This window comes from Micromonospora sp. NPDC047762 (assembly GCF_043204655.1).
GTDB lineage: Bacteria > Actinomycetota > Actinomycetes > Mycobacteriales > Micromonosporaceae > Micromonospora.
This window is the reverse complement of record NZ_JBIDCQ010000004.1, coordinates 573,199-598,733: the sequence shown is the minus strand read 5'-3', so window position 1 is coordinate 598,733 and position 25,535 is coordinate 573,199. Positions and strand designations below refer to the sequence as shown.

The window sequence follows — 25,535 nt, the reverse complement described above, 5'->3', positions numbered from 1 at the left end:
TCGGGCGACTTGCGAATTAAAAGGGAATTGAGTTGGATGTCTGGATTTGCGCTGTGTGCGGGCTGCGCCGATCAAGCAGCGAATGAGCAGGCACGATCCCGCCGCAGGCCGTGCGAATATGGGCGGCGTGACCCCCGCCAGCCTCGCACCTATTCTGCTCGTCCTCGGTGACGAGGAGCTCCTCGCCACGCGCGCGGTCACCGAAGCTGTCGCCAAGGTTCGCAGTGTCGACCCCGAGGTGGACGTCCGCGAGTACCAGGCCAGCGCGCTCACCGTCGGCGAGATCGCCGAGATGCTCAGCCCCTCGCTGTTCGGCGGGCGGCGGCTGCTGATCCTGCGCTCCGGCCAGGACGCCCGCAAGGACCTGGTCGCCGCGCTGTTGGCGTACGCGAAGAATCCCGACCCGGAGGTCCAGCTGCTGGTGCTGCACCTGGGCGGCGCCAAGGGCAAGGCGTTCGCCGACGGTCTGCGGGCGGCTGGCGCGACGGTGGTCCCGGCCGCCAAGCTCAAGGGGCACCGTGACCGGTTGGCCTTCGTCCGCGACGAGATCCGCCGGGCCGGCGGGAAGTGCACCGACGACGCCGCCGAGGCGCTCATCGCCGCGGTCGGCAACGACCTGCGTGAGCTGGCCGCCGCCTGCTCCCAACTTGTCGCCGACACCGATGGGCGGATCAGCGCCGAGACGGTCTCCCGTTACTACCGGGGCCGGGTCGAGGTGACCGGCTTCACGGTGGCGGACGCCACAATGGTCGGCGACGTGCCGGCGGCACTCGAAGCACTGCGCTGGGCCCTGCACGTCGGGGTCGACCCGGTGCCCATCGCCGATGCCCTGGCGGACGGGGTGCGCACTGTGGCCCGGGTGGCATCGGCCGGCCGGGGTAGCCCGTACCAGCTCGCCAGCAGCCTCGGAATGCCCTCGTGGAAGATCGAGCGGGCGCAGCGGCAGGGGCGGGGCTGGACACCGGAGGGCCTGGTCCGGGCCATGCAGGTCGCCGCCGAGTGCAACGCGGCCGTCAAGGGCGGCTCCGACGACCGGGCGTACGCCCTGGAGCGCGCGGTCTTCTCGGTCGCGGCGGCCCGGCAGGGCAGCGCCAGGTGACGGGGGCGAACCGCCCAGCGTGGGCCACCATTCCCGTGGACGAGGCGCGTTACCGGCCGCTCTACGCCCGGCTCCTCGGCCTGCGGTTCGTCAACCCCGGTGGCGTGCTGTGCTTCCTCTTCTTCGAGGGCGCCATCGCCCTGGCGGTGCTGCTCGCCCTCGCCGAGTTGGTCAGCTGGTGGGCGGTGCTGGTGCTGCCGGTCGTGGTGGCCGCCATGGTGAAGCTCAACGACATGGTGGCCGCGATCGTGGTCCGCTCCGCCGCGCTCGTGCCCGAGCAGGAACGGGACCGGTTTCGCCGGCAGATGGAACCGGTGGTCGGCCGGGCCCGGGTGGAGTGGGTTTCGCACAGCGTCCCCGGCGTGGTGATCACCGCCGATCCGGTGCCACCGCCCCGGCGGGCCAACCCGTCAGACTGAGCGCCGCCGCCCGTCGGGCCCTCGCCCGCAACGGCCGGCTCGGTTGAACACCGGCCGGCCTCTGGACACACGGAAACCCCGGGCCTGGGGCCCGGGGTTTTCCGAATCAGTCTGACTGTGAAATCGTCAGGCGGAGAGCGACACCACGCGCTTCGCGATCGCGGACTTGCGGTTCGCGGCCTGGTTGGAGTGGATCACGCCCTTGCTGACGGCCTTGTCCAGCTTGCGCGAGGCGTCCAGCATGAGCGCGGTCGCCTTCTCGACGTCACCGGCCTCGGCAGCCTCGTGGAACTTCCGGACGGCGGTCTTCAGCGACGACTTGACCGACTTGTTGCGCAGCCGGGCCTTCTCGTTCTGCCGGTTGCGCTTGATCTGGGACTTGATGTTCGCCACGCGACAGCCTCGTCTTGATAGCTCGGGTTGGTCAGCTTATTGCGCGTGATGACGAACGTGCGTCATCGCTGCGCGAAGAGCCAGGTTACCAGGTCGCCCGGGACGAGCCAAAACGGCTCGGCCTTTCGCGCGAACGGACCCAGCCCGTCGGGGACCAGGCTACGCCCTCGACCACGGTGGCGGCTCACCGTCAGCCCGGCGGTGAGCCGGTCCGCGTCGCCGGGAGTCCAGGCCGCCCCGGGCCGGTCCGCGTCACCGCCAGCCCTGACGGTGGGCCAGCCAGTCGAGTGACTGCTCGCCGCTCCACCGCTGGTGGGCGGGCAGGTGCGGCGAGGCCGTCGGCGGTGCCGCCGCAGCACCGGTGAGGTAGTAGCCGGCCAACGCCGCCAGGGTCGCGTCCAGCGCGTCCGGGGGCGCGCCGGCGGTGGCCGGGTGCGCGGCGAAGAGCCGGTCCGCGTCCAGCCCGCTGGCGTACGCGGTGAGCAGCAGGCCGGCCAGGTCGAACCAGGCCGGCCCTAAGCAGACCCAGGTCCAGTCGCAGAACCAGGCTCGGCCGTCCGGGCCGATCAGCACGTTGTCGACCCGCAGGTCGCCGTGGATCAGGCCGGTCGCTCCGGCGGCGTACCGGGGGAGGAGAGATTCCAACTGCACCAGCTCGGGCAGCCGGCCGAGCAGTGGCGCGGGCAGTGGTGGGGTCGGCTCCCGACCGGCGGCGACCTCCTCCCACCAGAGGATGCCCGACCGGGCCAGGTCGGCCAGCTGCGGCAAACCCAGCCCGGTCAGCTCGCCCGGCGGGTCGGCCAGGGCGGCGGCGACCTGCGCGTACCCGGCGAGGGTGGCGTCCAGCTCGGCGGGCACCCAGGGCAGGTGCGGGGTGTGCCCGTCGACGGCGTCGGTGCAGAGCACGAACCAGCCGGCCGCGGAGAGGGTCCACCGGGGGCGGGGCGCCGGCAGGTCCGCCGGCAGCCGGTCGAGGATCGCGGCCTCCCGGGCGTACCAGTCGACCAGGTGCGGTTGCTCGGCGGCGGGCGCGGCTTTCACGAAGGCCCGACCACCGTCGGCGGTGTCGAGCACGGCGGCGAACCCACGGGTGAAGCCCGCGCCCGCGACCCGGGCGGTGACCACCGGCGCGCCGAGCCGTTCGGCGACCGCGGCTCGCAGCGCCGCCGGTAACGCCGGCCACGACGGGCGCAGGGCGCTCGCGTGGTACGGCGGCAGCGGGGGAGAGGACATCACACCATGCTGCACCGGGGTACGTGCGCGACGCACGGCGACACTGCCAGACTGCCAAGCCATGAGGACCGAGGACTTCTGGCAGCTGATCGACCAGGCACGGGCCGGCGGTGGGGGTGAGCCTGGCCCGGTCGCCGCGCGAGCCGTGGCGTTGCTCGCCGAGCGCGACCCGGAGGACATCATCGGGTACGCGCGGCACCAGACGCGGGTGCTGGCCGCCTCGCACAAGGCGGATCTGTGGGGTGCGGCGTACCTGATCAACGGTGGTGCCTCGGCTGAGGGTTTCGAACACTTCCGGGGCTGGCTGATGACCCAGGGTCGGGCCGTCTTCGCCGGCGCGGTCACCGAACCGGACTCGCTGGCCGAACTGCCCCAGGTGCGGGCGGCCTCGCTCAGCGGCGAGGAGTTCTCCGCCGAGCAGATGCTCTCGGTGCCGTGGGACGCGTACCGCAAGGCCACCGCTACCGAGTTGCCGGCGGACCGTGACCCGGTGCGGACGCCGGATCTCAACGACTTCTGGGACTTCGACGACGAGGACGAGGCGCGTCGCCGGCTGCCCCGGCTGGCCGCGCTCTTCGTCGAGCCGCCGATGGAGTGAGGGGTCCTCGGGCCGTTCCATCGCCCGCGCAGTGGGCGCACCCCGGCGGCGTGGGAACATAGAGGGGGTCGGCGGCGCGCCGGCCTGTTCACGTCAGCCGACCAGAACGGACCGCTGTGCCACCGAAGCTCGATCCCGGCGCGAACGCCCCTGGTGCCACCGACCCCGGTCGCATCCGGAACTTCGGCATCATCGCCCACATCGACCACGGGAAGTCGACCCTGGCCGACCGGATGTTGCAGCTCACCGGTGTGGTCGACCCGCGGCAGATGCGCGCGCAGTACCTGGACCGGATGGACATCGAGCGCGAGCGCGGCATCACCATCAAGAGCCAGGCCGTCCGCATGCCGTGGACCATCCGCGAGGGTGAGCGGGCTGGTGAGCAGGCGGTGCTCAACATGATCGACACCCCGGGGCACGTGGACTTCACCTATGAGGTGTCCCGGTCGTTGGCCGCCTGTGAGGGTGCCGTGCTGCTGGTCGACGCCGCGCAGGGCATCGAGGCGCAGACCCTGGCCAACCTCTACCTGGCCCTCGAGAACGACCTGCGCATCATCCCGGTGCTCAACAAGATCGACCTGCCGGCCGCCCAGCCGGAGAAGTACGCCGAGGAGTTGGCCCACCTGATCGGCGGCGACCCGGCCGACTGCATCCGGGTCTCCGGCAAGACCGGCGAGGGAGTTCCGTACCTGCTCGACGAGATCGTCCGGCAGTTCATCCCACCGGTCGGTGACGCCGCGGCGCCCGCCCGGGCGATGATCTTCGATTCGGTGTACGACGTCTACCGCGGCGTCGTCACGTACGTCCGGGTCATCGACGGCCGGATCAGCGCGCGCGACCGGATCAAGATGATGTCCACCGGCGCGGTGCACGAGCTGCTGGAGATCGGTGTCATCTCACCCGAGATGGTCAAGGCCGAGGCGCTCGGCGTCGGCGAGGTCGGCTATCTGATCACCGGTGTGAAGGACGTCCGGCAGTCCCGGGTCGGTGACACCGTCACCATCAACAGCCGGCCGGCGGCCGAAGCGTTGGGTGGCTACAAGGACCCGAAGCCGATGGTCTACTCCGGCCTCTACCCGATCGACGGGTCCGACTACCCCAACCTGCGCGAGGCGTTGGACAAGCTCAAGCTCAACGATGCCGCCCTCGACTACGAGCCGGAGACCTCCGGCGCGCTCGGCTTCGGCTTCCGCTGCGGCTTCCTCGGCCTGCTCCACCTGGAGATCATCCGGGAGCGGCTGGAGCGCGAGTACAACCTCGACCTGATCTCCACCGCGCCCAACGTCGTCTACCGGGCGATCACCGACGACGGCGAGGAAATCGTCGTCACCAACCCGAGCGAGTACCCCACCGGCAAGATCGCCGAGGTGTACGAGCCGGTGGTCCGGGCCACCGTGCTGACGCCCAACGACTACGTGGGCGCGGTCATGGAGCTCTGCCAGGGCCGGCGCGGCACCCTGCTCGGCATGGACTACCTCTCCGCCGACCGGGTGGAGCTGCGCTACACGCTGCCCCTCGCGGAGATCATCTACGACTTCTTCGACCAGTTGAAGAGCCGTACCAAGGGCTACGCCTCACTCGACTACGAGCCCTCCGGCGAGCAGGCGTCCGACCTGGTGAAGGTGGACATCCTGCTGCACGGCGAGCCGGTGGACGCGTTCAGCGCCATCGTGCACAAGGACAAGGCGTACAACTACGGCGTCACCATCGCCGCCAAGCTGCGCACCCTGATCCCGCGCCAGCAGTTCGAGGTGCCGATCCAGGCGGCCATCGGCAGCCGGGTCATCGCCCGGGAGACCATCCGGGCGATCCGTAAGGACGTGCTCGCCAAGTGCTACGGCGGTGACATCAGCCGTAAGCGCAAGCTGCTGGAGAAGCAGAAGGAAGGCAAGAAGCGGATGAAGATGGTCGGCCGGGTCGAGGTGCCGCAGGAGGCCTTCATCGCCGCCCTCTCCTCCGACTCCGGCGACGCCAAGGCCGCCGGCAAGAAGTAGTTCGCACCGCCGTACGCGCCCGGGTGCCATCCGCACCCGGGCGCGTCGCGTTTCGTGGGTGCGCTCGCCCACCCCGGCCCCGGTATACCGCCGTGTCTGCCGGCCGCCCAGCGCTGCGGTGCGGTGGGTGCGACCACCCGTGCGGAATTTTTTCGGTCGCTGCCGCGGGGCCGGTGGGCCGAGGAGATGGGCTCCTACCTGTGTGGACGTACTTCCGCGCCAACCGACGCACCTCCGAAGCATCGACAACTGGCGTTGTCTTTTGAGGTGAGTCGGTTTGGGCTTTCGGTGGGTCGGGCACTTAGCCGTCACGACAGGAAGCACACACCTCGTGTGTCAGACATTCTTTTGAAGGAGGGCGACCGTGGAGTTCACCGTGTGGGGCATCATCACTGCGATCGTTGTCGGTCTCATCGTCGGCGCGCTCGGCCGCCTGGTCGTCCCGGGTAAGCAGAACATGCCGATCTGGCTGCACATGCTGATCGGTATCGGCGCGGCCCTGCTGGGCACCGTCCTGGCCCGGGCCATCGGCATCGCGACCGAGACGAGCGGTATCGACTGGGGCGAGCTGCTGGTGCAGGTCGTGCTGGCCGCGATCGCCGTCGCGCTGGTGGCCGGTGTGGGTGGCCGCCGCCGCGTGACCCGGTAACACCAGCAACCCGTAGTACCGCAACACCTTCGAGGGGCGCTCGGCCATCAGGCCGGGCGCCCCTCAGTGCTTGATCGAATTCGATCGACGGGGGTCTGATCCGGCGAATCGCTGCGTCCGGCTCGGCCGCAGTGTCGTCCAGCCCTCCGCGCGCGCCGCGTCCTGCGTCCCGCGCCTTTGTCCGTGGCCCGTGTCCTGCCTCCCGCGTCCGGGCGCCCCGTGTCCCGCCCCCGCGTCCGGGCGCCCCGTGTCCCGCCCCCGCGTCCGGGCGCCCCGTGTCCTGCCTCCCGCGTCCGGGCGCCCCCGTCCAGCGCCAAGATCGTGCTCCACCCTGGTTGTAGTGGCCTCCACCTGGCCGCGATACCACTACAACCAGGATGGAGCACGATCTTGGGTGCGACACGGGACGGGCGCACTGGAGCGTGAGCGCGAGACGCGGTTCGAGCAGTACCGCGGAGTCACGGAGTCACTCCGACCGCGCCGATCTTGCACTTTCTGCTGCGACACTCCGGGCATCTCACTCCTATCGACCACCGGAAGTGCAAGATCGGCGGGCGTGGGGCGTGGGGCGTGGGGCGTGGGGCGTGGGGCGTGGGGCGTGGGGCGTGGGGCGTGGGGCGTGGGGCGTGGGGCGTGGGGCGTGGGGCGTGAGGCGTGGGGCGTGGGGCGGTTTGTGGTCCGTGCCTGTGTTCATCAATTCGTGATCGTCTGGGCCGTGTAGTCGGTTTGGATTTTCGGTGGGTAGGGCAATTAACGGTCACGACAGGAAGCACACGAACCGTGTGTCAGACATTCTTTGAAGGAGGGTGGCCGTGGAGCTCACCGTGTGGGGCATCATCACTGCGATCGTTGTTGGTCTCATCGTCGGCGCGCTCGGCCGCCTGGTCGTCCCGGGTCGGCAGAACATGCCGATCTGGCTGCACCTGCTGATCGGCATCGGCGCCGCGCTGCTGGGCACCGTCCTGGCGCGCGCCATCGGCATCGCGACCGAGACGAGCGGCATCGACTGGGCCGAGCTGCTGGTGCAGGTGGTGGTAGCCGCGATCGCTGTCGCGCTGGTGGCCGGTGTGGGTGGCCGCCGCCGCGTGACCCGGTAACGACCTGGCATCATCTGGCGACACAGCACCACCGTAGGACAGCACGACTGAAAGAGCGCCCGGCCGAGAGCCGGGCGCTCTTTCGTGGTGAAAGGCCTGACTTCGGCCGGATGTTGGAGTGCCGGTCGTCGGGCCGCTGCGGTACGGTCGCCACGCTTCGGCCAGTCCCGCCCACTGTCGTAAAGGAATTCTCCGTACTAGGGTGCGGCGGAGAAGGTTAGTTCCAGGCGGCGCGAGGGGAGAAGTGGCGTGAACAGGTGGAAGCGGCTGGCCCCGGTCACCGCCATGGTGGCCTCGGCCGCGATGGTGCTGACCGGCTGTGGAGGGTCCGGCGACGACGCGGCCGACGACAGCAAGCTCACGGTCTGGATGATGGGTGAGGGCGGGGACGCGCAGAACTCCTTCCTCGACGGGGTCGAGGCCGAGTTCCGCCAGAAGCACCCCGACACCGATGTGGTCGTGCAGTACATCCCCTGGCTGGAGGCGCCCAAGAAGTTCCAGGCGGCGCTCGCCGGCGGTGAGGGGCCGGACATCACCGAGCTTGGCAACACCGAGACTCAGGGTTGGGCTGCCCAGGAGGCGCTCGCCGACGTGAGTGGTCGGATGGGCGGCTGGGCCGACGGCAAGGATCTGCTGCCAGACCTGGTGCGCAACGCTCAGCTCGAGGGCAAGCAGTACGGCGTGCCCTGGTACGCGGGTGTGCGGGCGATCTACTACCGCACCGACTGGTTCGCCGAGGCCGGCGTGCAGCCCCCGAAGACCTGGGACGACCTGGTCACCGTTGCCAAGGCTGTGCAGGCGAAGAAGAAGGGCACCTACGGCATCGCCCTGCCCGGCAACTCCGAGCTGCCCTTCTACTCCTTCCTCTGGGGTGCCGGCGGTGAGATCGCCAGCAACCAGGGCGGCACCTGGAAGTCCGGTTACACCACGCCCGAGGCGCAGCGGGCCGTCAAGTTCTGGACCGACCTGGTGACTGTGCACAAGGTCGCCCCGCCGGCGGCGGCGGGTTGGAACGAGATCGACGCACGTACCCAGTTCGCCACGGGCAAGGCCGCGATGGCCTTCGCCGGTAGCTGGCAGCAGGGCGCCATCAAGAAGGACAACCCCGAGATCGAGAAGGTCTGGGGTACGTTCCCGATCCCCGGCCCGGACGGCAAGGCGGCGCCCGGTTTCGCGGGCGGCTCGGACGTGGCGATCTGGAAGGACAGCGAGCGGCAGGACCTGGCCTGGGACTACCTGACCGTGCTGCTGAACAAGAAGAACGCGCAGAGCTTCGCGAGCAGCCTCGGCTTCTTCCCCGTCTACCAGGACCTGGTCTCCGGTGACGCGTACGCGAACGACAAGGTGATGGCGTCGTTCGCCACCACGATGCAGAACACCAAGCTCACGCCGCTCACCCCGAAGTGGGTGGAGGTCAGCCGGACGAAGACGGTGACCCAGGCGATGAACAGCTCGGTCATGAAGGGTCAGAAGACGGTCGAGAAGGCTACCGCCGACGCGGCCGCCGAGATGGAAGGCATCTTGAACAGCAAGTGAGCCTACAGACCAAAAACCCGGAGACGTCCGCCGCGCGGGAGACCCCCGCGCGGCGGCGTCGCCGGGTGGACCGCCTGCCCTACCTGCTGCTCCTGCCCGCCCTGCTGATCATCGGAGTGCTGCTGCTCTGGCCGCTCGGCCAGGTGGTGGGGATGTCCTTCTACCGGCTGAACAGCGTCCGGCAACTGCGCGGCGATCGGGAGTGGCCGTGGGTGGGGCTCGGCAACTACGCCGACATTCTCTCCGACCCGTTCTTCCTGACCGTGCTGCGCAACACGGTCCTTTTCGCCGCGGCGAACGTGCTGCTCACCATGGTGCTCGGCACCCTGGTGGGGCTGCTGCTCAACCGGCTCGGTCGAAAGATGGCGACGTTCGTGGCCAGCTGCGTGATGCTGGCCTGGGCCACCCCGGCGCTGACCGGCACCATCGTCTGGAAATGGATCTTCGACGATACGAGCGGCCTGGTCACGTGGCTGTTCAACGCGTTGCCGGACGGGCTCTCGACCAGCCTGTTCGGGCGTAGCGACTGGACCGGTTACGGCTGGTTCAACTCGCCGCTGCTCTTCTTCGCCATCCTCACCCTGGTGGTGGTCTGGCACTCGTTCCCGTTCATCGCGGTGAGTGTGCTGGCCGGTCTCAAGAGCGTGCCGAGCGAGTTGCACGAGGCGGCCCGGGTGGATGGTGCCAGCCCGTGGCGGGTCTTCTGGAAGATCACGTTCCCGCTGCTGCGTCCGGTCTTCGGGATCCTGATCGTGCTCTCCACCATCTGGGACTTCAAGGTCTTCACCCAGCAGTTCGTGCTGGCCGGCGGCACCCAGGACCGGCCGACGTTCATGCTCGCCATCTACTCGTACGCCGAAGCCTTCTCCCCGCCGCCCAAGTACGGGCTCGGCGCTGCCATCGCGGTGATCCTCACGCTGATCCTGCTCGTGGTCACCGGCTTCTACGTACGGATGGTGCTCAGGCAGGAGGACGAGTCGTGAAGAAAATCGCCCTCAACGGCGCCGGGCTGTTGGTCGCGCTCTTCGCGGCGTTCCCGGTCTACTGGATGATCTCCACCTCGTTGAAGCCGAGCAACGAGATCTTCTCGGCCACCCCGCAACCGGTGCCGACCCATCCGACGTTGGCGCACTACCGGGAGATCCTGACCGGCAACCTGATCCCCGGTGTCAGCTTCCTGGACTTCTTCCTCAACAGCGCGCTGGTCGCCGTTTCCACTGTGGTGCTCAGCGGCCTGGTGGCGTTGCTCGCCGCGACCGCTGTGGCCCGGTTCCGCTTCAAGCTGCGGACCAGCTTCCTGATCATGCTGCTGGTGGTGCAGATGATCCCGCTGGAGGCGTTGGTCATCCCGCTGTTCCTGATGATCCAGCGGCTCGGGCTCTACAACACCCTGCCCAGCCTGATCCTCACGTACCTCGGTTTCTCGCTGCCGTTCGCGGTCTGGATGCTGCGCGGCTTCGTCGCCGCGGTGCCGAAGGAACTGGAGGAGGCGGCGGCGATCGACGGGGCCAGCCGGGCCCAGATCTTCCGCCGGGTGCTCTTCCCGCTGGTCGCGCCCGGCCTGGTGGCGACCAGCATCTTCTCTTTCATCACCGCGTGGAACGAGCTGATCTTCGCGTTGACGTTCATCAACGACCAGGGCAGTTACACCCTGCCGGTGGCGATGACCTTCTTCTTCGGTCGGGACGACACCAACTGGGGGCCGGTGATGGCCGCTTCCACCCTGTTCACCCTGCCGGTCATCATCTTCTTCCTGCTGGTGCAGCGCCGGATGGTCTCCGGCCTGGTGGCCGGCGCCGTCAAGGGCTGAGCCCGCGTCGGGAGGGCTGGGCGGTGCCAACCCGAAGCGGGGTGGACTGCTCGGCGGTGGACCGCCACTAGGCTGGCCGTCATGACGGGCAGGGTGGCAGCGGTGAACCTCGGCGTGGTGACCGAGGCGGAGTGGGCCGGCGATGCGAGCGGGCGCAGCGGCATCGACAAACGGCCGGTGGACGGCCCCGTGCCGATCCGCTTCGACGGGGTGGTCGGCGACTTCATCGGAGAGCGAGCCCATCACGGCGGCCCCGACCAGGCGGTCTACGCCTACGCGGAGGAGGACGCCGCATGGTGGGCGGCGGAGCTGGGCCGCGACGTCCGACCGGGTGGCTTCGGGGAGAACCTGTCCACCTACGCGGTCGACGTGACCGGCGCGGTGATCGGTGAGCAGTGGCTGGTCGGTTCGGCACTGCTCCAGGTCACCAAGCCACGTACGCCGTGCACCACCTTCGCCGGGTTCTGGGGCGTACCGGATCTGATCAAGCGGTTCACCGCCCGGGCGCTGCCCGGCGCCTACCTGCGGGTGCTGCGTGAGGGGGAGGTCGGCCCGGGCGACCCGGTCGAGGTGGTGGACCGGCCGGCGCACGATGTGACCATCGGCGAGGTGTTCCGGGCGACCAGCCTGGAGCCGGAGTTGCTGCCTCGGTTGCTTGAGGCGGAGGACCTGCCGGAGTCGATCCGGGAGAAGGCCCGCCGCCGCCTCGCCGCCCGTGGCTAGCTGGTCGGCGTAAGCCCACGCGGCCGGCGACCGCCGGCGTCGACATGCGGAACGGCCCCCTGTCATCGCTGAGCGTGACGGGGGGCCGTTCTACGAGCAGGGATCAGCGGAGCCAGGGGATGTTGCGGTCGAGCAGACCGCGCTCCTTGAGCTCCTTGCGCAGCGGGATCTCGTCGTCGACGTACCCGTCCCAGTTGATGCCCCAGTAGTTGGCGGTGTGGGTGCCCTCACCGATCAGCTGGCGCTGCACCGGGGTGCGGTTGCGGTACCACTCGCCGTTCACGTCGGGGTGCAGCTCGTCCAGCGGACGGATCCACCGGTAGGTGTAGCCGACGAAGAGCATCTTGCGGGTGATGGTCGACAGGTTCGTCGACCGCGAGTGCCACTGCCGGCGGTCGAAGATGAAGGCGTCGCCCGGGTTGGCGGTGATCTCCACCGTGCCCTCCGGGTCGGGGTTCTGCACGGTCAGGTCCGCCGGCCGGGGCAGCGAGTTCTTCAGGTGGCTACCCGGGATGACCTTGGTGGCGCCGCGGCCGGTCTCGGAGAGGTCCGACAGCACGTACGCGACCTTCAGCGAGAACATCGGCCGAGGCAGGTTCGGGTCCATCGTCTCCGGGTCGGAGTTCTGCCGGTACCCGTCCTGGTGCCAACCCCAGTACGGCTTCTCCGGCTCGGCGGCCGGCGGGGTGACGTCCAGGTGGTTGTGGTGGGTGTAGATGTTCCAGCCGGCCAGCCCCCACATGTACGGGAAGGCGATCGGGTGGGTCAGCAGCTCACCGAAGAGCTCGTCGCGCTCCAGGAAGCCCAGCAGGTGCAGGGTGCCGTCCTTCTTGGTGGTGCCCTTGGCCTGCTCCTCCGCGTAGACGCGGTCGACAGCCGCCTCCAGCGCCGCCCGGTGGTCCTCCGTCAGGACGTTGCGCAGCAGGAGGAAGCCCTGCTCGTGGAACTCCTTGCGGTCAGTGTCGCTGATCGGTTCGTAACCGGTCCGGTCGCCGTAATCGAACACCGCGTCGTACCCCTCCCCATGAGGTGAAACCTTTTCTGGCACAGGCCGCCGATCGTAACGCGGCGGTCCAGGCCTCGGGGAGGGCGTGGTGCGGGATTGGGCCACGGCGGGACCCCACGCAGCGAGAGAAACGCACAGAGTGAGATCTGCGTGATCAATAGTGCGATTCAGTGCGGATTGCCCGATTGTGCGGTGACTGCCGGTTAAGAGATCCGGGTCGGTCAACCCTCGTTGAACACCTCGGCGACCACCTGACCGGCGGGGTTCTGGCGGCCGTCCACCCGGCCCCACGAGCCGCCGCGAGCGGTCCACTCCAGGTCGCCGAAGCGGACCCGCTTCACGCCGTGGTCCTGGGCGTGCGAGACCAGCCAGTGTGCGTACCGCCAGCCGTCGCGCTGGTCGCCCGGAGTCACCGCCAACCCGGTCTGGTCCGTCGGGTCGGTGCCCTTGAGCCCCCAGTCCAGCACCAGGTTGCGGGTCAGTTGCGCGGCCGCGGCCGCACCGTGCATCGCCGGGGTGCGCCCCACGGTGCAGGCGACCGCGCCGCTGGCGTCGCCGAGCAGGGCCCGGCTGAGCACCTCGGAGTCGTCCGCCCACTTCTGGTACGCCTCGGGGAACGCCGAGCGCTGCACCCGCTGGGCGGCGTCGGTGACGCGCATCTTCTCCCAGCCGCGCACCTTCTTGAGGGCCGCGTAGAACCGGTTCGCCGCGTACCGCGGGTCGCGGATCTGCGCCGGGGTGCCCCAGCCCTGGCTCGGCCGCTGCTGGAACAGGCCGACCGAGTCGCGGTCGCCGTCGGCGAGGTTGCGCAGACCGGACTCCTGGTACGCGGTGGCGAGCGCGACCACGACGGCCCGCTCGGGCATTCCGCGCTTCGCGCCGATCGCCGCGATGGTCGCCGCGTTGGCCATCTGGTCGGCGTCCAGCGCGACACGTCCGTCGGCCTGCACCGTGCACTTGCGTGCCACCAGCGGCAACCTGAGGTTGTCGCCGACCTGTCGTACGACGAGCCAGATCGCGATCACGGCGACGAGGATGAGCACCACTCCACCCGCCACGGTTGCCCGAGTTCGCACCCACACCCCCAGATCGACAGTCCGACAAGCGTACGTCCCCGCAGGCCCCTTCCGGGTCGTCCGAGCGGTTCGGGCCCGGCCTGGACGACTCCGACCGGTTCGGGGCCGGCTCCGCTGCCGCGTACCGGTTGGCGACGTTCCCGCTCCGGTCGCGATCTCACCTGCCACGGCCCTCCGACACGCAGGGCTGTCGTCGTGTCGTGCGTGTCACCGGGTACGCGATATCGGGAAGCGATTGACCGGTCAAGGACTTACCTCGGTTGACATGTCAATCTGACCTACCGTCGCAAAGCCTGGCGCGTCGGTCATTGAACGAGGAGGAGTTCCATGGGAACGCTTGATGGCAAGGTCGTGCTGATCACCGGCACCGGCGGGGGCCTGGGCCGCGTCGCGGCGCTGACCTTCGCCCGCGAGGGCGCCAAGGTCGTCGGGGCCGACCTCCAGGTAGCGGGTAACGACGAGACAGTCGAACTCGTCCGGCGCGCGGGCGGCGAGATGACCGGCATCGCGCCGGTCGACCTCACCGACCCCGAGCAGGTACGCAAGCTCGTCGACGACGCCGCGGCCGCCTATGGCGGGCTCGACGTGGTCTACAACAACGCCGCCGCGCTCCGCTTCGGCCCGATGCCCGACTTCTCCGTGCAGGACTGGCGCTACACCATCACCGGAGAACTCGACATTCCGTACTTCGTGTCGAAGTTCGCCTGGCCGCACCTGGTCCGACGCGGCGGCGGCGTCATCATCAGCGCCGCCTCCATGGCCGGAATGATCGGCGGCCACGTCCCGCCGATGGTCGGTCACACCGCCGCGAACGCCGGCATCATCGGCATGACGCGACAGCTCGCCCTCGAAGGTGCGCCCCACGGCATCCGCGCGGTGGCGGTCAGCCCCGGGCCCACCCTCACCCCGGCCAGCGAACGCGACCTCGGTGACAACCAGGAGGCGCGGGACGCCATCACGGCCAAGACGCTCCTCAAGCGCTTCGCGCGCCCCGAGGAGGTCGTCGAGCTGGTGGTCTTCCTCGCGTCCGACCGGGCGTCGTACATCACCGGGGCGAACTACCCGGTCGACGGCGGCGCGACCGCCTGGTGACCCGACCCGCGCTGACCGGATCGGAGACCGGGGCGCCGCCAACCGAAGGCGGCGCCCCGGACGCGCCCTAGGCGGAGTCGCCGTCCAGGGCGGGCACCCATCGAGCCGGCCGACGTTCGCGGAACGCGGAGACCCCCTCGCGTCCCTCGTCGGAGAGGAAGTAGCCGGTCGAGACGGCGGAGAGTCGGGCCAGGTCGGCGCGCAACTCGGCGGTCCCCGGTCGACGCAGCAGCTCCTTCGCGCCGGCCAGCGCACCGGGGGCGCCGCGCACCAGCGAGTCGCAGTAGCCCCGTACCGCGTCGTCCAACCCGTCCGCCGGGACCGAGGCCGTCACCAGGCCGACCTCGGCGGCCCGACGGCCGTCGAAGGTGTCCCCGGTCAGGTACAGCTCGGCGGCGGCGCGGGGGTGCAGCCGGGGCAGCACGGTCGCCGAGATCACCGCCGGGATCACCCCGATGCGTACCTCGGTGAACGCGAAGGTCGCCTCGTCGGCGCAGACCGCCAGGTCGGCGGCGGCGATCAGGCCCAGCCCGCCGGCCCGCGCCGGGCCGCCGACCCGGGCCAGCACCGGCTTCGGGCACTCCCAGAGCGCCGCGAGCACGTCACCCAGCATCCCGGCCGGCACCGTCCCGCTGGCGTACGCCGCAGCGGTCTCCTTCAGGTCCGCGCCGGAGCAGAACACCGGGCCGGTGTGGTCGAGCACGATCACTCGCACCGCCTCGTCGGCGACCGCGTCCGCCAGCCCGGCCAGCAACTGGGTCATCAGGGCGGTGGAGAGGGCATTGCGATTGTGCGGGCTGTCGAGGGTGAGGGTGGTCACCCCACGGGCCGTGGCGACCCGCACGAGGACGTCGGGAGAGGTCATGCCGGGCACACTAGTGGCCATGCCCGGCGTCCTTCCAGATGGTGAGACCGTCCCCGTCGACGGATCGTTGCCCGCCACCGCCACCGCGGCGGTCGGCGCGCGCGGCTTCGGCGTGTACGTGCACGTGCCGTTCTGCGCCAGTCGATGCGGATACTGCGACTTCAACACCTACACCGCGGCCGAACTGGGCGGCGGCGCGAGCCGCGAGGGGTACGCGGACACGGTGCTGGCCGAGCTGAGGCTCGCCGCCCGGGTGCTCGGCGACACTCCGCCGCCCCGGGTCGACACCGTCTTCGTCGGCGGCGGCACGCCGACCCTGCTCCCCGCCGACGACCTGGCCCGCATCCTCGACGGCATCGACAGCACCTGGGGGCTGGCCGCCGACGCCGAGGCGACCACCGAGGCCAACCCCGAGTCGGTCACCCCGGAATCGTTGAAGCTGCTGCGGGCCGCCGGCTACACCCGGATCTCGCTGGGCATGCAGTCCGCCTCCCCGGGGGTGCTGGCGATCCTGGACCGCAAACACAGCGCCGGCCGGGCCACCGCCGCCGCCCTGGAGGCGCGCCACGCCGGGTTCGAGCACGTCAACCTGGACCTGATCTACGGCACCCCGGGGGAGCGTCCCGAGGACTTCGCCGCCTCGCTGGAGCAGGTCGTCGCCGCCGGGGTGGACCACGTCAGCGCGTACGCCCTGATCGTCGAGGACGGCACCCGGCTCGCCGCCCGGATGCGGCGCGGCGAGCTGGCGTACCCCAGTGACGACGTGGCAGCGGACCGCTACCTGGCCGCGGAGGCCGCGCTCGACGCGGCCGGGCTCTCCTGGTACGAGGTCTCCAACTGGGCCCGCACCGAGGACGCCCGCTGCCGGCACAACCTGCTCTACTGGACCGGCGCGGACTGGTGGGGGCTGGGGCCGGGGGCGCACAGCCACGTCGGCGGGGTCCGCTGGTGGAACGTGAAGCACCCCTCGGCGTACGCCAAGCGGTTGGCCGCCGGGGAGTCTCCCGGCCTGGCCCGGGAGGTGCTCACCGTCGACGAGGCGCACATGGAGGACGTGATGCTCCGGCTGCGGTTGGCCAGTGGTCTCCCGCTGGCGGTGCTCGACGCGGCCGGCCGGGCCGGCGCCGAGCGGGCCCTGGCCGGCGGTCTGCTGGCAGCCGACGAGTACGCCGCCGGCCGGGCGGTGCTCACAGTGCGCGGGCGCCTGCTCGCCGACGCGGTCGTCCGCGATCTGCTGCCCTGAGTGGCCCACCGCTCCCGGACCGGGACGGCGGTGAATCGGGCCGGCCGGGGGAGCGGCCGGCCCGGTTCACTTGATGAAGGTGGCAGTCATCGGGTAGCGGTACGGGGTGCCCTCGTTGGCCTTCATGCCGGCGATGATCCCGAAGAGGATCTGGATCACCACGACGGCGATGCTGGGCAGGAAGAGCAGGCACCAGCTCACGAAGAGCAGCACGAACGCGATGATCGACCAGAGGATCTGAAAGTTCAGGGCGGCGAGGGCGTGCGCCCGGACGGTCGGCGACTGCTGGCCGCGGGCCAGGTAGGCGATCAGCGGGGCGACGAAGCCCAGCGGACCGAAACTGACCAGCGCGCCGAGCGCGCCGCCGAAGTGCGCGACCAGCGCCCAGGTCTTGTCCTCGTTGTTGGCGTAGCCACCGCCGGGGCCGCCGTAGGCCCCACCGGCCGGGTAGCCGCCGGGCGGGGGATAGCCCCCGGGCGGGGGGTAGCCGCCTGCCGGAGGGTAGCCGCCTGACGGCGGTTGGTCACCGGTGGGCGGCGGATAGCCACCGGGCGGGGGATAGCCGGCCGGGCCGGGCGCCCCGGACAGTGGTGCGGTGGGCGGCTCGGCCGACGGGTACGGCCCGGGGGAGGTGGGCTCCGGCGGGTAGTTGCCGGGGTCGCCCGACCCGGGAGGGCGAGGAGGTTCAGTCATGGATGTCACGGTAGGTGCCGGTGGCAACGCCGCACCAGAGCGACTTCGCCTCGCAGTGCGGGCCGATCGGCCCAACAGCGTGGCGTGGGCCGCACCGAAGGGTGGCCGTTGATCATCGCGTCGGCGGGCCCGCCGACGTAGACTGGCACTCGCTACAGTCGAGTGCCAGGACGGCCCGGCCGGCCCAGAGCGCCGGCGGCCGACGTGCGACAGGAGGTGCGGAGGATGGGTCTCGACGACCGGAAACTCGCCGTGCTCCGCGCCATCGTCGAAGACTACGTCTCCACCCAGGAGCCGGTCGGCAGCAAGGCGCTGGTCGAGCGGCACCAGCTCGGGGTCTCCCCGGCCACGGTCCGCAACGACATGGCCGTGCTGGAGGAGGAGGGCTACATCCGGCAGCCGCACACCAGTGCCGGCCGGGTGCCCACCGACCGCGGCTACCGCCTCTTCGTCGACCGGTTGTCCCGGGTCAAACCGCTCAGCCCGGCCGAGCGCCGGGCCATCGAGCGCTTCCTGGTCGGCGCGGTCGACCTCGACGACGTGGTGCACCGTACGGTGCGGTTGCTCGCCCAGCTGACCCGACAGGTCGCCGTCGTGCAGTACCCGAGCCTGGCCCGCTCCTCGGTGCGTCACCTGGAGCTGGTGCCGATCTCCACCACCCGGTTGATGCTCGTCATGATCGCCGACACCGGGCGGGTGGAGCAGCGACTCGTGGAGCTGCCCGGCCCGGTGCCCGCCGACGACGTCACCGACCTGCGCCGACTGATCAACGAGAAGCTCGCCAACGCCCGGCTGTCCGAGACGCCCCCGCTGGTGCAGGCGCTGGTCGAGGAAGCGCCGCCCGGCCTGCGTCCGACCATGACCACGCTCGCCACCGTCCTGCTGGAGACGCTCGTCGAGCGGCACGAGGAGCGGATCGCCCTCGCCGGCACCGCGAACCTCACCCGGGGCGGCCTGCTCGACTTCCAGGGCTCCCTGCGGCCGATCCTCGAAGCTCTGGAGGAGGAGGTCGTGCTGCTCAAGCTCATCGGTGAGACAGAGCCGAGCACGACCCGGGTGCTGATCGGCGACGAGAACGAGTTCGACAACCTGCGAGCCGCCTCGGTGGTCAGCACCGGGTACGGCCCGGGCACCACCATCCTGGGCGGCCTGGGGGTGCTGGGGCCCACCCGGATGGACTACCCCGGCAACATCGCCACGGTCCGCGCCGTGGCACGCTACGTGGGCGAGTTGCTGGCCCAGAACTGATTGGTCAGGGCCGATGCGGCCGGCTGCGGCCGCCGACCGGCGCAACGCGAGACGAACATGAGGACACGGAACGCAGTGGCCAGGGACTACTACGGCATTCTCGGTGTGAGCCGGGAAGCCTCCGATGACGAGATCAAGCGCGCCTACCGCAAGCTGGCGCGCCAGTTCCACCCGGACGTCAATCCGGACCCGGAGGCTCAGGAGAAGTTCAAGGACATCAACGCCGCGTACGAGGTCCTCTCGGACGACCGTAAGCGGCAGATCGTCGACCTGGGTGGTGACCCGCTCGCCCCCGGTGGCGGCGGCGCCGGCGGCCCGGGTGGCCCCGGAGGCGCCGGCCCGTTCGTCGGTTTCCAGGACATCATGGACGCGTTCTTCGGCGGTGCCGGAGGTGGCGCCCGTGGCCCCCGGCCGCGTACCCGCCCTGGGGCCGACGCGATCCTGCGGCTCGAACTCGACCTGCACGAGACGGCCTTCGGCGTGGAGGCCCCGATCACCGTCGACACCGCGGTGCTCTGCACCACCTGCTCCGGCGCCGGCACGGCCGCCGGCACGCACCTGGCGACCTGCGAGGCGTGTGGTGGTCGGGGCGAGGTGCAGTCGGTGCAGCGCACCTTCCTCGGCCAGGTGGTCTCCGCCCGGCCGTGCACCGTGTGCCAGGGCTACGGCACCACCATCCCGCACCCCTGCCCCACCTGCGCCGGCGACGGCCGGGTGCGGACCCGCCGGTCGTTGACCGTCAAGATCCCGGCCGGTGTCGAGGACGGCATGCGGATCCGGCTGGCCCAGCAGGGCGAGGTGGGCCCCGGCGGCGGCACCGCCGGCGACCTCTACGTGGAGATCCACGAGCGCCCGCACGACGTGTACTCCCGCAAGGGCGACGACCTGCACTGCCGGGTCACGGTGCCGATGACGGCGGCGGCACTGGGCACCCGGCTGACCATCAAGACGCTGGACAGCGAGGAGACCGTCGACGTCAAGGCCGGCACCCAGCCGGCCAGCACGCTGCGACTGCGCGCCCGGGGCGTGCCGCACCTGCGCGGCACCGGCCGGGGCGACCTCTACGTCCACCTCGACGTGCGGACGCCGACCAAGCTCGACCCGGACCAGGAGAAGATGCTGCGCGACTTCGCCAAGACCCGTGGTGAGGAGGTCGCCGAGCTGTCCAAGCAGGGCGGCTTCTTCTCCCGGATGCGCGACGCGTTCAACGGGCACGCCTGAGGTGTCCGCGCCGCTGTTCCTGGTGGAGGCGCTGCCCACCGGCGACGCGCTGACCCTGGACGGCCCGGAGGGGCACCACGCCGCGACAGTGCAGCGGTTGCGCGTCGGCGAGGAGTTGCTGCTCGCCGACGGCCGGGGTGGCACGGCCGTCGCCGTGGTCACGGCCGTCGGCCGGGGCAGCCTGGAGGTCACCGTCACCTCCCGGGGGTACGCGGACGCGCCGGTACCCCGACTGGTGACGGTGCAGGGCATCGCCAAGGGCGACCGGGGTGAGCTGGCCGTGCAGGCGATGACCGAGGTCGGGGTGGACGAGATCGTGCCCTGGGCGGCATCACGTTCGGTGACCCAGTGGCGCGGCGACCGGGGCGTACGCGCCCGGGAGAAGTGGGTGGCCACGGCACGGGAGGCGGCCAAGCAGGCCCGCCGGCCGTGGCTGCCGGTGGTGGCCGGTGCGCCGGACGAGTCCACCGCCACCGTTGCCCGCCGGATCGCCGGTGCCGCCGTCGGGTTCGTGCTGCACGAGGAGGCCGACGACCGGCTCACCACCGCCGAGCTGCCCTCCACCGGCGAGATCGTGCTGGTGATCGGCCCGGAAGGCGGCATCGCCCCGGCCGAGTTGACCGCCTTCGTCGAGGCCGGCGGGCGACCCGTACGCCTTGGGCCGGCCGTGCTGCGCACCTCCACCGCCGGGGTGGCGGCCCTCAGCGTGCTCGCCGCCCGCCTCGGCCGCTGGTGACCGTTCAGGGCCTCGGGAACACCGGTACGACCTCCTCCTCCGGCCCCAGGTCCAGCCCAGCGTTTCCGATGATCTGCGGGTCCGGTGTGCCGACCACAGCGAAGTCCTTGCCGGTGTAGTCGAAGCGGTGCAGCACGTGCCGCATCGCCTCGAGCCGGGCCCGCTTCTTGTCGTTGCTCTTCACCACCGTCCACGGCGCGTCGGCCGTGTCGGTCCAGAAGAACATCGCCTCCTTGGCCTCGGTGTAGTCGTCCCACCGGTCGAGTGAGGCGATGTCCATCGGGGACAGCTTCCACTGCCGGACCGGGTCGACCTGGCGGATCGCGAACCGGGTGCGCTGCTCGTTCTGGGAGACGGAGAACCAGAACTTGACCAGCCGGATGCCCGAGCGCACCAGCATCCGTTCCAGCTCCGGGGCCTGCCGTAGGAACTCCAGGTACTCCTTGCGGCTGCAGAAGCCCATCACCCGCTCGACGCCGGCCCTGTTGTACCAGGAACGGTCGAACAGCACGATCTCGCCGGCCGCCGGCAGGTGGGCCAGCCAGCGCTGGAAGTACCACTGGGCGGCTTCCCGCTCGTCCGGCTTGGCGAGCGCCACCACCGACGCGCCACGTGGGTTGAGGTGCTCCATGAAGCGTTTGATGGTGCCGCCCTTGCCGGCGGCGTCCCGGCCCTCGAAGAGGATCACCAAACGCTCGCCGGACTCCTTGATCCAGTCCTGGAGCTTCAGCAGCTCGATCTGGAGCAGCCGCTTGTCACGGTCGTACTCGTCGCGGTCCAGTCGCTCGTCGTACGGGTAGTCCTCGCGCCAGGTCTCGACAGGGGTGCCGTCGGGGCGGAGCAGGACAGGGTCGTCGTCGTGGCCATCGGCCACCCGGTAGTCGGCGGTGAGGTCCAGCAGCGCGGAGTCGGCCATGTCGGTGGGACTTACCCTGCCCTGACCCCCCAACCACCTCCCCGGTCGGGTGATCTGCGGACGGCGTGGACCTCAGCTGCGCAGGTAGGAAGCGCCGTTGAGGTCGACGATCGTGCCGGAGGCCCACTCGGCCTGCGGCGAGGCCAGCCAGTGCACGGCGGCGGCGATCTCCTCCGGTCGGCCCACCCGGTCGAACGGGCTCTGCGCCCGGATCGCCGCGCCCTGCTCGCCGTGCAGGTACTCGGTGACCATGTCGGTCGCCACGAAGCCCGGCGCGACGGTGGCGATCGTGATGCCGTACGGCGCGAGCGCCACGGCGAGGGACTGGCCCAGCGCGTTGAGCCCCGCCTTGCTGGCCCCGTACGCCGGCTGGTGCGGCTCGCCGCGGAACGCGCCACGGGACGAGACGTTGACGATCCGCCCGCCGCGTTCGCGCATGTGCTGGGCGGCGCACCAGATGGCGTTGCCGGCGCCGGTCAGGTTGGTCTCCACCACCTGCCGCCAGCGCTGCTGCCACTCCTCGTACGAGGCACCGAAGATCGGGTGGGGGTCGTCGCGGTCGCCGTACGTCCCGGCGTTGTTGACCAGCACGTCCAGCCCGCCGAGCAGTTCGGCGGCCCGGTCGACCATGACCCGGACCGCGTCCGGATCGGTGAGGTCGGCGCGGACCACCACGTGCCCGGTGCCCGGCAGTTGCGCGCGCAGCTTCTCGGCCGCGTCGGCGGAGTCGCGGTGGTGGATGGCCACCCGGTCGCCGCCGGCTGCGAACGCCTCCGCCACCGCGCGGCCGATCCCGCGCGAGGCCCCGGTCACGAGTACCGCCCGATCCGTCATGCCGGCCATCCTGCCTCAGCGTGCCTTCCCCGCTAACAGGCCGGTGGCGGTCGCCGCGCCGGAGTGTCCCCGGCCCGTTGGTCCCTACACTGCTCCGATGGGATCCGACTGCCTGTTCTGCCGCATCGTCGCCGGGGAGATCCCGGCCACAGTGGTCCGGGAGACCGACACCACGCTCGCCTTCCGCGACATCGACCCGAAGGCGCCGGTGCACGTCCTGGTCATTCCGAAGGAGCACTACGCCGACGTCGCCACGCTCGCCCAGGGTGACCCGGCGCTGGCCGCCGACGTGCTGGCGACGTCCGCCGCCGTGGCCGAGGACGAGGGGCTGCTCGGCGACGGTTTCCGGCTGATGTTCAACACCGGCGCGTACGGCGGGCAGGAGGTGTTCCACGTGCACGCGCACCTGCTCGGTGGTGCGCCGCTCGGCCCGATGCTCGCCCGGGACCTGGCGTGACCCCAGCGGCGGCGCCCGGCTCACCGGTGGATGAGCACCTGGCCCGGTTGGTCCGGCGGGTGCAGGCCGAATCGCGGGTGCCGGCGGTCTCGGCGGCCCTGCACCGGGCCGACCGACCGCTCTGGAGCTGCACCGTCGGCGAGACCGGCACCGACAGCCCTCTGGGCGCGGGCACCCAGTTCCGGATCGGCTCGATCACCAAGACGTTCACCGCGGTGCTGGTTCTGCAGTGCCGCGACGACGGGCTGCTGGACCTGGACGACCCGGTGGGCCGGCACCTGGACCTCCCGGCGCACGGCGAGCTGACCGTACGCCGGTTGCTGTCGCACACCGGTGGCCTGCAACGCGAGCCGTTCGGCGATGTGTGGGACAGCCTGCGCGCACCGGACGACGACCAACTGGTCGCCGAGCTGGACCGGGCCGAGCGGGTGCTGCCGACCGGCCGGCGGTTCCACTACTCCAACCTGGGCGTGGCCGTGCTCGGCCAACTCGTCGCCCGGCTCCGGGGCGGCAGCTGGGAGCAGGCGCTCACCGAGCGGATCCTGACTCCGCTGGGGCTGCCCGACACCACGGTGACCCCACGCCCGACGGCGGCCACCGGGTTCCTGGTCGACGCGTACTCCGACGAGGCGCACCCGGAACCGCCGACCGACTTCGGCGCGGTCGGCCCGGCTGCCCAGCTCTGGAGCACCGCTACCGACATGGCCCGCTGGGCGGCGTTCCTGGCCGACCCGGCGGCGCTGGACCCGGCCGGCGCGGTCCTCGCCCCGGCCACCCTGGACGAGATGCGCTGGCCGCTGACCACCACCGACGAGACGCTCTGGAGCGCGGGCTTCGGGCTCGGGCTGATCCTGATCCCGCAGGGGGAGCGGGTGATGCACGTGGGGCACGACGGGGCGATGCCCGGGTTCCTCGCCGGGGCGTACGGCCGGCGCGGCGGTGACGGCACGCCCGGGGCGATGGGCGCCGCCGTGCTCGGCTCGTCCGGCACGGCGACCGATCTGTTCGATCTGTCGCACCGGCTGCTCGCCGCGGCGGTCGAGCGCGACCCGGCCGAGATCGAGCCCTGGCGACCCGGCGCACCCGCGCCGGCGGCCCTGCGGGGTGTGCTCGGCCGCTGGTGGGGCGAGGGCTCCGAGTACGTCTTCTCGTGGCACGACGGCACCCTGCGGGCGCGCGGGGTCGCTGACCCGACCGGACGTCCGCCGGCGATCTTCACCCCGCTGCCGGACCAGCCGGACGTGTTCCGGGTGGTCTCCGGTCGGGAGGTCGGGGAGCTGCTGCGGCTGACCCGGGACGAGGCCGGCGCGGTGGTCCGGATGCACTGGGCGACGTACCGGTTCACCCGCCACCAGGAGACCTTCGACCGGTACGACTTCCGGGCCGGGAGTTGATCGCGGCCAGCGGAAATGGGCGCGATGCGCCCCGCGTTGAACCGATACGATGGGTGTAACGTCCGCACGCCAGGCCAGCAGGCCGGCGCCGAGATCGAGAGCAGGTGCGCAGGGCCCTTCGGCCCAACCTATGACCGGCACCCCACCTCCCGGCCCGCCCCGGGTGCAGACCAGGATCACCGTGCCCGACCCGAAGATCATGGTCAATCTGCTCGGCGCAGGCGACGAGATCCTCAGGCTCGTCGAACGCTCGGTCACCAGCGACGTGCACGTCCGCGGCAACGAGATCACCATCACCGGTGACCCAGCGGACAACGCCCTCGCCGAGCGGGTCTTCAGCGAGCTCCTCGAACTCATCGAGAAAGGCGAGACCCTGACCAGTGACGCCGTCCGGCGTACCGTCGGCATGCTCGAGCAGGGCAGCGCCGAGCGGCCCGCCGAGGTCCTGACACTCAACATCCTCTCCCGGCGCGGGCGCACCATCCGCCCCAAGACGCTCGGGCAGAAGAAGTACGTCGACGCGATCGACACCCACACCATCGTCTTCGGCATCGGCCCCGCCGGCACCGGAAAGACCTACCTGGCGATGGCGAAGGCCGTCCAGGCGTTGCAGGCCAAGCAGGTCAACCGGATCATCCTCACCCGGCCGGCGGTCGAGGCGGGCGAGCGACTGGGCTTCCTGCCCGGCACGCTCAACGAGAAGATCGACCCGTACCTGCGCCCGCTCTACGACGCACTGCACGACATGCTCGACCCGGAGACCATCCCGAAGCTGATGGCCGCCGGCACGATCGAGGTCGCTCCCCTCGCCTACATGCGGGGTCGGACGCTCAACGACGCGTTCATCATCCTGGACGAGGCGCAGAACACGACGCCCGAGCAGATGAAGATGTTCCTCACCCGACTCGGCTTCAACTCCAAGATCGTCGTGACCGGTGACATCACCCAGGTGGACCTTCCCGGCGGGACGAGCAGCGGGCTGCGCGTGGTCCGGGAGATCCTGGAAAACGTCGATGACGTGCACTTCTCCCAGTTGTCCAGCTCCGACGTGGTCCGCCACCAGCTGGTCGGGGAGATCGTCGACGCGTACGCCCGCTGGGACGCCGAGCGGGAGAACCAGCAGGCGCAGGGCGTTCACGCCGTGCCTGGGCGACCCGCCCAGGGCGGCCGGGCCGGCCGCCGCCGCTAAAGCAGAGGAAAGCA

General features: G+C 70.9%; 26 protein-coding genes. 18 read left to right on the top strand and 8 right to left on the bottom strand.

What is annotated here, in order from left to right; translation table 11 throughout:
• Positions 1-118: 118 nt before the first annotated feature.
• Positions 119-1,099 carry a DNA polymerase III subunit delta gene (holA, locus tag ACGF3C_RS16805; RefSeq protein WP_355009295.1) on the top strand — a complete coding sequence of 327 codons (981 nt, stop codon included), beginning with the start codon at positions 119-121 and terminating at the stop codon, positions 1,097-1,099.
• Positions 1,096-1,518, top strand: a complete 423-nt coding sequence (locus ACGF3C_RS16800) for a hypothetical protein (protein WP_238670907.1) — start codon at positions 1,096-1,098, stop codon at positions 1,516-1,518. Before holA ends, ACGF3C_RS16800 begins: the two co-directional genes overlap by 4 nt.
• A gap of 126 nt (positions 1,519-1,644) precedes the next feature.
• Here the strand turns inward: ACGF3C_RS16800 and rpsT are convergent, their stop codons facing one another.
• Positions 1,645-1,911, bottom strand: a complete 267-nt coding sequence (rpsT, locus tag ACGF3C_RS16795; protein ID WP_030491765.1) for a 30S ribosomal protein S20 — start codon at positions 1,909-1,911, stop codon at positions 1,645-1,647.
• A 252-nt stretch (positions 1,912-2,163) separates the two neighbouring features.
• Complete coding sequence (locus ACGF3C_RS16790) at positions 2,164-3,144, bottom strand: phosphotransferase (protein ID WP_393222748.1); 981 nt, start codon at positions 3,142-3,144, stop codon at positions 2,164-2,166.
• Positions 3,145-3,205: 61 nt separating this feature from the next.
• Here ACGF3C_RS16790 and ACGF3C_RS16785 point away from each other — a divergent pair, with 61 nt between their 5' ends.
• From ACGF3C_RS16785 to ACGF3C_RS16750, 8 genes are all read left to right on the top strand, one after another.
• Positions 3,206-3,742 (top strand): DUF4240 domain-containing protein, encoded by a 537-nt coding sequence (locus ACGF3C_RS16785; protein ID WP_357204680.1) that lies wholly within the window; start codon positions 3,206-3,208, stop codon positions 3,740-3,742.
• A gap of 116 nt (positions 3,743-3,858) precedes the next feature.
• Complete coding sequence (lepA, locus tag ACGF3C_RS16780) at positions 3,859-5,736, top strand: translation elongation factor 4 (protein WP_393222744.1); 1,878 nt, start codon at positions 3,859-3,861, stop codon at positions 5,734-5,736.
• A 364-nt stretch (positions 5,737-6,100) separates the two neighbouring features.
• The gene (locus ACGF3C_RS16775; protein WP_357233897.1) at positions 6,101-6,385 is read left to right on the top strand and encodes a GlsB/YeaQ/YmgE family stress response membrane protein; all 285 of its coding nucleotides are present in this window, start codon (positions 6,101-6,103) and stop codon (positions 6,383-6,385) included.
• A gap of 812 nt (positions 6,386-7,197) precedes the next feature.
• Positions 7,198-7,482 carry a GlsB/YeaQ/YmgE family stress response membrane protein gene (locus tag ACGF3C_RS16770; RefSeq protein WP_357208614.1) on the top strand — a complete coding sequence of 95 codons (285 nt, stop codon included), beginning with the start codon at positions 7,198-7,200 and terminating at the stop codon, positions 7,480-7,482.
• 249 nt (positions 7,483-7,731) lie between these two features.
• The gene (locus tag ACGF3C_RS16765) at positions 7,732-9,018 is read left to right on the top strand and encodes a sugar ABC transporter substrate-binding protein (protein ID WP_393222740.1); all 1,287 of its coding nucleotides are present in this window, start codon (positions 7,732-7,734) and stop codon (positions 9,016-9,018) included.
• On the top strand, positions 9,015-10,001 hold the full coding sequence (locus tag ACGF3C_RS16760) for a sugar ABC transporter permease (protein WP_357207702.1): 987 nt from the start codon (positions 9,015-9,017) through the stop codon (positions 9,999-10,001). The genes ACGF3C_RS16765 and ACGF3C_RS16760 overlap by 4 nt, the downstream gene beginning before the upstream one ends.
• Positions 9,998-10,828, top strand: coding sequence for a carbohydrate ABC transporter permease (locus ACGF3C_RS16755; RefSeq protein ID WP_238678492.1), 831 nt, complete (start codon positions 9,998-10,000; stop codon positions 10,826-10,828). Before ACGF3C_RS16760 ends, ACGF3C_RS16755 begins: the two co-directional genes overlap by 4 nt.
• Positions 10,829-10,909: 81 nt before the next feature.
• A complete protein-coding gene (locus ACGF3C_RS16750; RefSeq protein WP_393222736.1) occupies positions 10,910-11,551 on the top strand; it encodes an MOSC domain-containing protein in 642 nt (213 codons plus the stop codon).
• 103 nt (positions 11,552-11,654) lie between these two features.
• On the opposite strand, the gene ACGF3C_RS16745 is transcribed toward ACGF3C_RS16750, so the two are convergent.
• Together ACGF3C_RS16745 and ACGF3C_RS16740 are read right to left on the bottom strand one after the other, a co-directional pair.
• Positions 11,655-12,557 (bottom strand): phytanoyl-CoA dioxygenase family protein, encoded by a 903-nt coding sequence (locus tag ACGF3C_RS16745; protein ID WP_091409805.1) that lies wholly within the window; start codon positions 12,555-12,557, stop codon positions 11,655-11,657.
• A 221-nt stretch (positions 12,558-12,778) separates the two neighbouring features.
• Positions 12,779-13,639, bottom strand: coding sequence for a hypothetical protein (locus ACGF3C_RS16740; RefSeq protein WP_357207708.1), 861 nt, complete (start codon positions 13,637-13,639; stop codon positions 12,779-12,781).
• 321 nt (positions 13,640-13,960) lie between these two features.
• On the opposite strand from ACGF3C_RS16740, the gene ACGF3C_RS16735 reads away from it, so the two are divergent.
• Entirely contained in the window at positions 13,961-14,725 is a 765-nt protein-coding gene (locus tag ACGF3C_RS16735; RefSeq protein ID WP_112620159.1) for an SDR family NAD(P)-dependent oxidoreductase, read from the top strand.
• A 67-nt stretch (positions 14,726-14,792) separates the two neighbouring features.
• Here ACGF3C_RS16735 and ACGF3C_RS16730 read toward each other — a convergent pair whose 3' ends face one another.
• Complete coding sequence (locus ACGF3C_RS16730; RefSeq protein WP_357235514.1) at positions 14,793-15,590, bottom strand: enoyl-CoA hydratase-related protein; 798 nt, start codon at positions 15,588-15,590, stop codon at positions 14,793-14,795.
• Between the two features lie 19 nt (positions 15,591-15,609).
• Between ACGF3C_RS16730 and hemW the strand changes: the two genes are divergently transcribed.
• On the top strand, positions 15,610-16,833 hold the full coding sequence (hemW, locus tag ACGF3C_RS16725; RefSeq protein ID WP_393222887.1) for a radical SAM family heme chaperone HemW: 1,224 nt from the start codon (positions 15,610-15,612) through the stop codon (positions 16,831-16,833).
• A gap of 66 nt (positions 16,834-16,899) precedes the next feature.
• On the opposite strand, the gene ACGF3C_RS16720 is transcribed toward hemW, so the two are convergent.
• Positions 16,900-17,526, bottom strand: coding sequence for a DUF4870 domain-containing protein (locus ACGF3C_RS16720; RefSeq protein ID WP_393222732.1), 627 nt, complete (start codon positions 17,524-17,526; stop codon positions 16,900-16,902).
• Positions 17,527-17,751: 225 nt separating this feature from the next.
• Between ACGF3C_RS16720 and hrcA the strand changes: the two genes are divergently transcribed.
• The 3 genes from hrcA (at position 17,752) to ACGF3C_RS16705 (ending at position 20,731) form a co-directional block, all read left to right on the top strand.
• Positions 17,752-18,774: a heat-inducible transcriptional repressor HrcA gene (gene hrcA, locus ACGF3C_RS16715; protein ID WP_355009281.1), complete on the top strand. Its 1,023-nt coding sequence runs from the start codon at positions 17,752-17,754 to the stop codon at positions 18,772-18,774.
• Between the two features lie 75 nt (positions 18,775-18,849).
• The gene (gene dnaJ / locus ACGF3C_RS16710; protein WP_181518639.1) at positions 18,850-19,995 is read left to right on the top strand and encodes a molecular chaperone DnaJ; all 1,146 of its coding nucleotides are present in this window, start codon (positions 18,850-18,852) and stop codon (positions 19,993-19,995) included.
• 1 nt (position 19,996) lies between these two features.
• A complete protein-coding gene (locus ACGF3C_RS16705; protein WP_393222728.1) occupies positions 19,997-20,731 on the top strand; it encodes a 16S rRNA (uracil(1498)-N(3))-methyltransferase in 735 nt (244 codons plus the stop codon).
• A 4-nt stretch (positions 20,732-20,735) separates the two neighbouring features.
• Here the strand turns inward: ACGF3C_RS16705 and ppk2 are convergent, their stop codons facing one another.
• Positions 20,736-21,647 carry a polyphosphate kinase 2 gene (gene ppk2, locus ACGF3C_RS16700; protein ID WP_393222725.1) on the bottom strand — a complete coding sequence of 304 codons (912 nt, stop codon included), beginning with the start codon at positions 21,645-21,647 and terminating at the stop codon, positions 20,736-20,738.
• Between the two features lie 72 nt (positions 21,648-21,719).
• Positions 21,720-22,481 carry an SDR family NAD(P)-dependent oxidoreductase gene (locus ACGF3C_RS16695; protein WP_393222723.1) on the bottom strand — a complete coding sequence of 254 codons (762 nt, stop codon included), beginning with the start codon at positions 22,479-22,481 and terminating at the stop codon, positions 21,720-21,722.
• A 97-nt stretch (positions 22,482-22,578) separates the two neighbouring features.
• Here ACGF3C_RS16695 and ACGF3C_RS16690 point away from each other — a divergent pair, with 97 nt between their 5' ends.
• The 3 genes from ACGF3C_RS16690 (at position 22,579) to ACGF3C_RS16680 (ending at position 25,521) form a co-directional block, all read left to right on the top strand.
• On the top strand, positions 22,579-22,938 hold the full coding sequence (locus ACGF3C_RS16690) for a histidine triad nucleotide-binding protein (RefSeq protein WP_088988083.1): 360 nt from the start codon (positions 22,579-22,581) through the stop codon (positions 22,936-22,938).
• Positions 22,935-24,332, top strand: a complete 1,398-nt coding sequence (locus ACGF3C_RS16685) for a serine hydrolase domain-containing protein (protein WP_393222720.1) — start codon at positions 22,935-22,937, stop codon at positions 24,330-24,332. The genes ACGF3C_RS16690 and ACGF3C_RS16685 overlap by 4 nt, the downstream gene beginning before the upstream one ends.
• Before the next feature lie 130 nt (positions 24,333-24,462).
• The gene (locus ACGF3C_RS16680; RefSeq protein ID WP_393222717.1) at positions 24,463-25,521 is read left to right on the top strand and encodes a PhoH family protein; all 1,059 of its coding nucleotides are present in this window, start codon (positions 24,463-24,465) and stop codon (positions 25,519-25,521) included.
• Positions 25,522-25,535 lie beyond the last annotated feature (14 nt).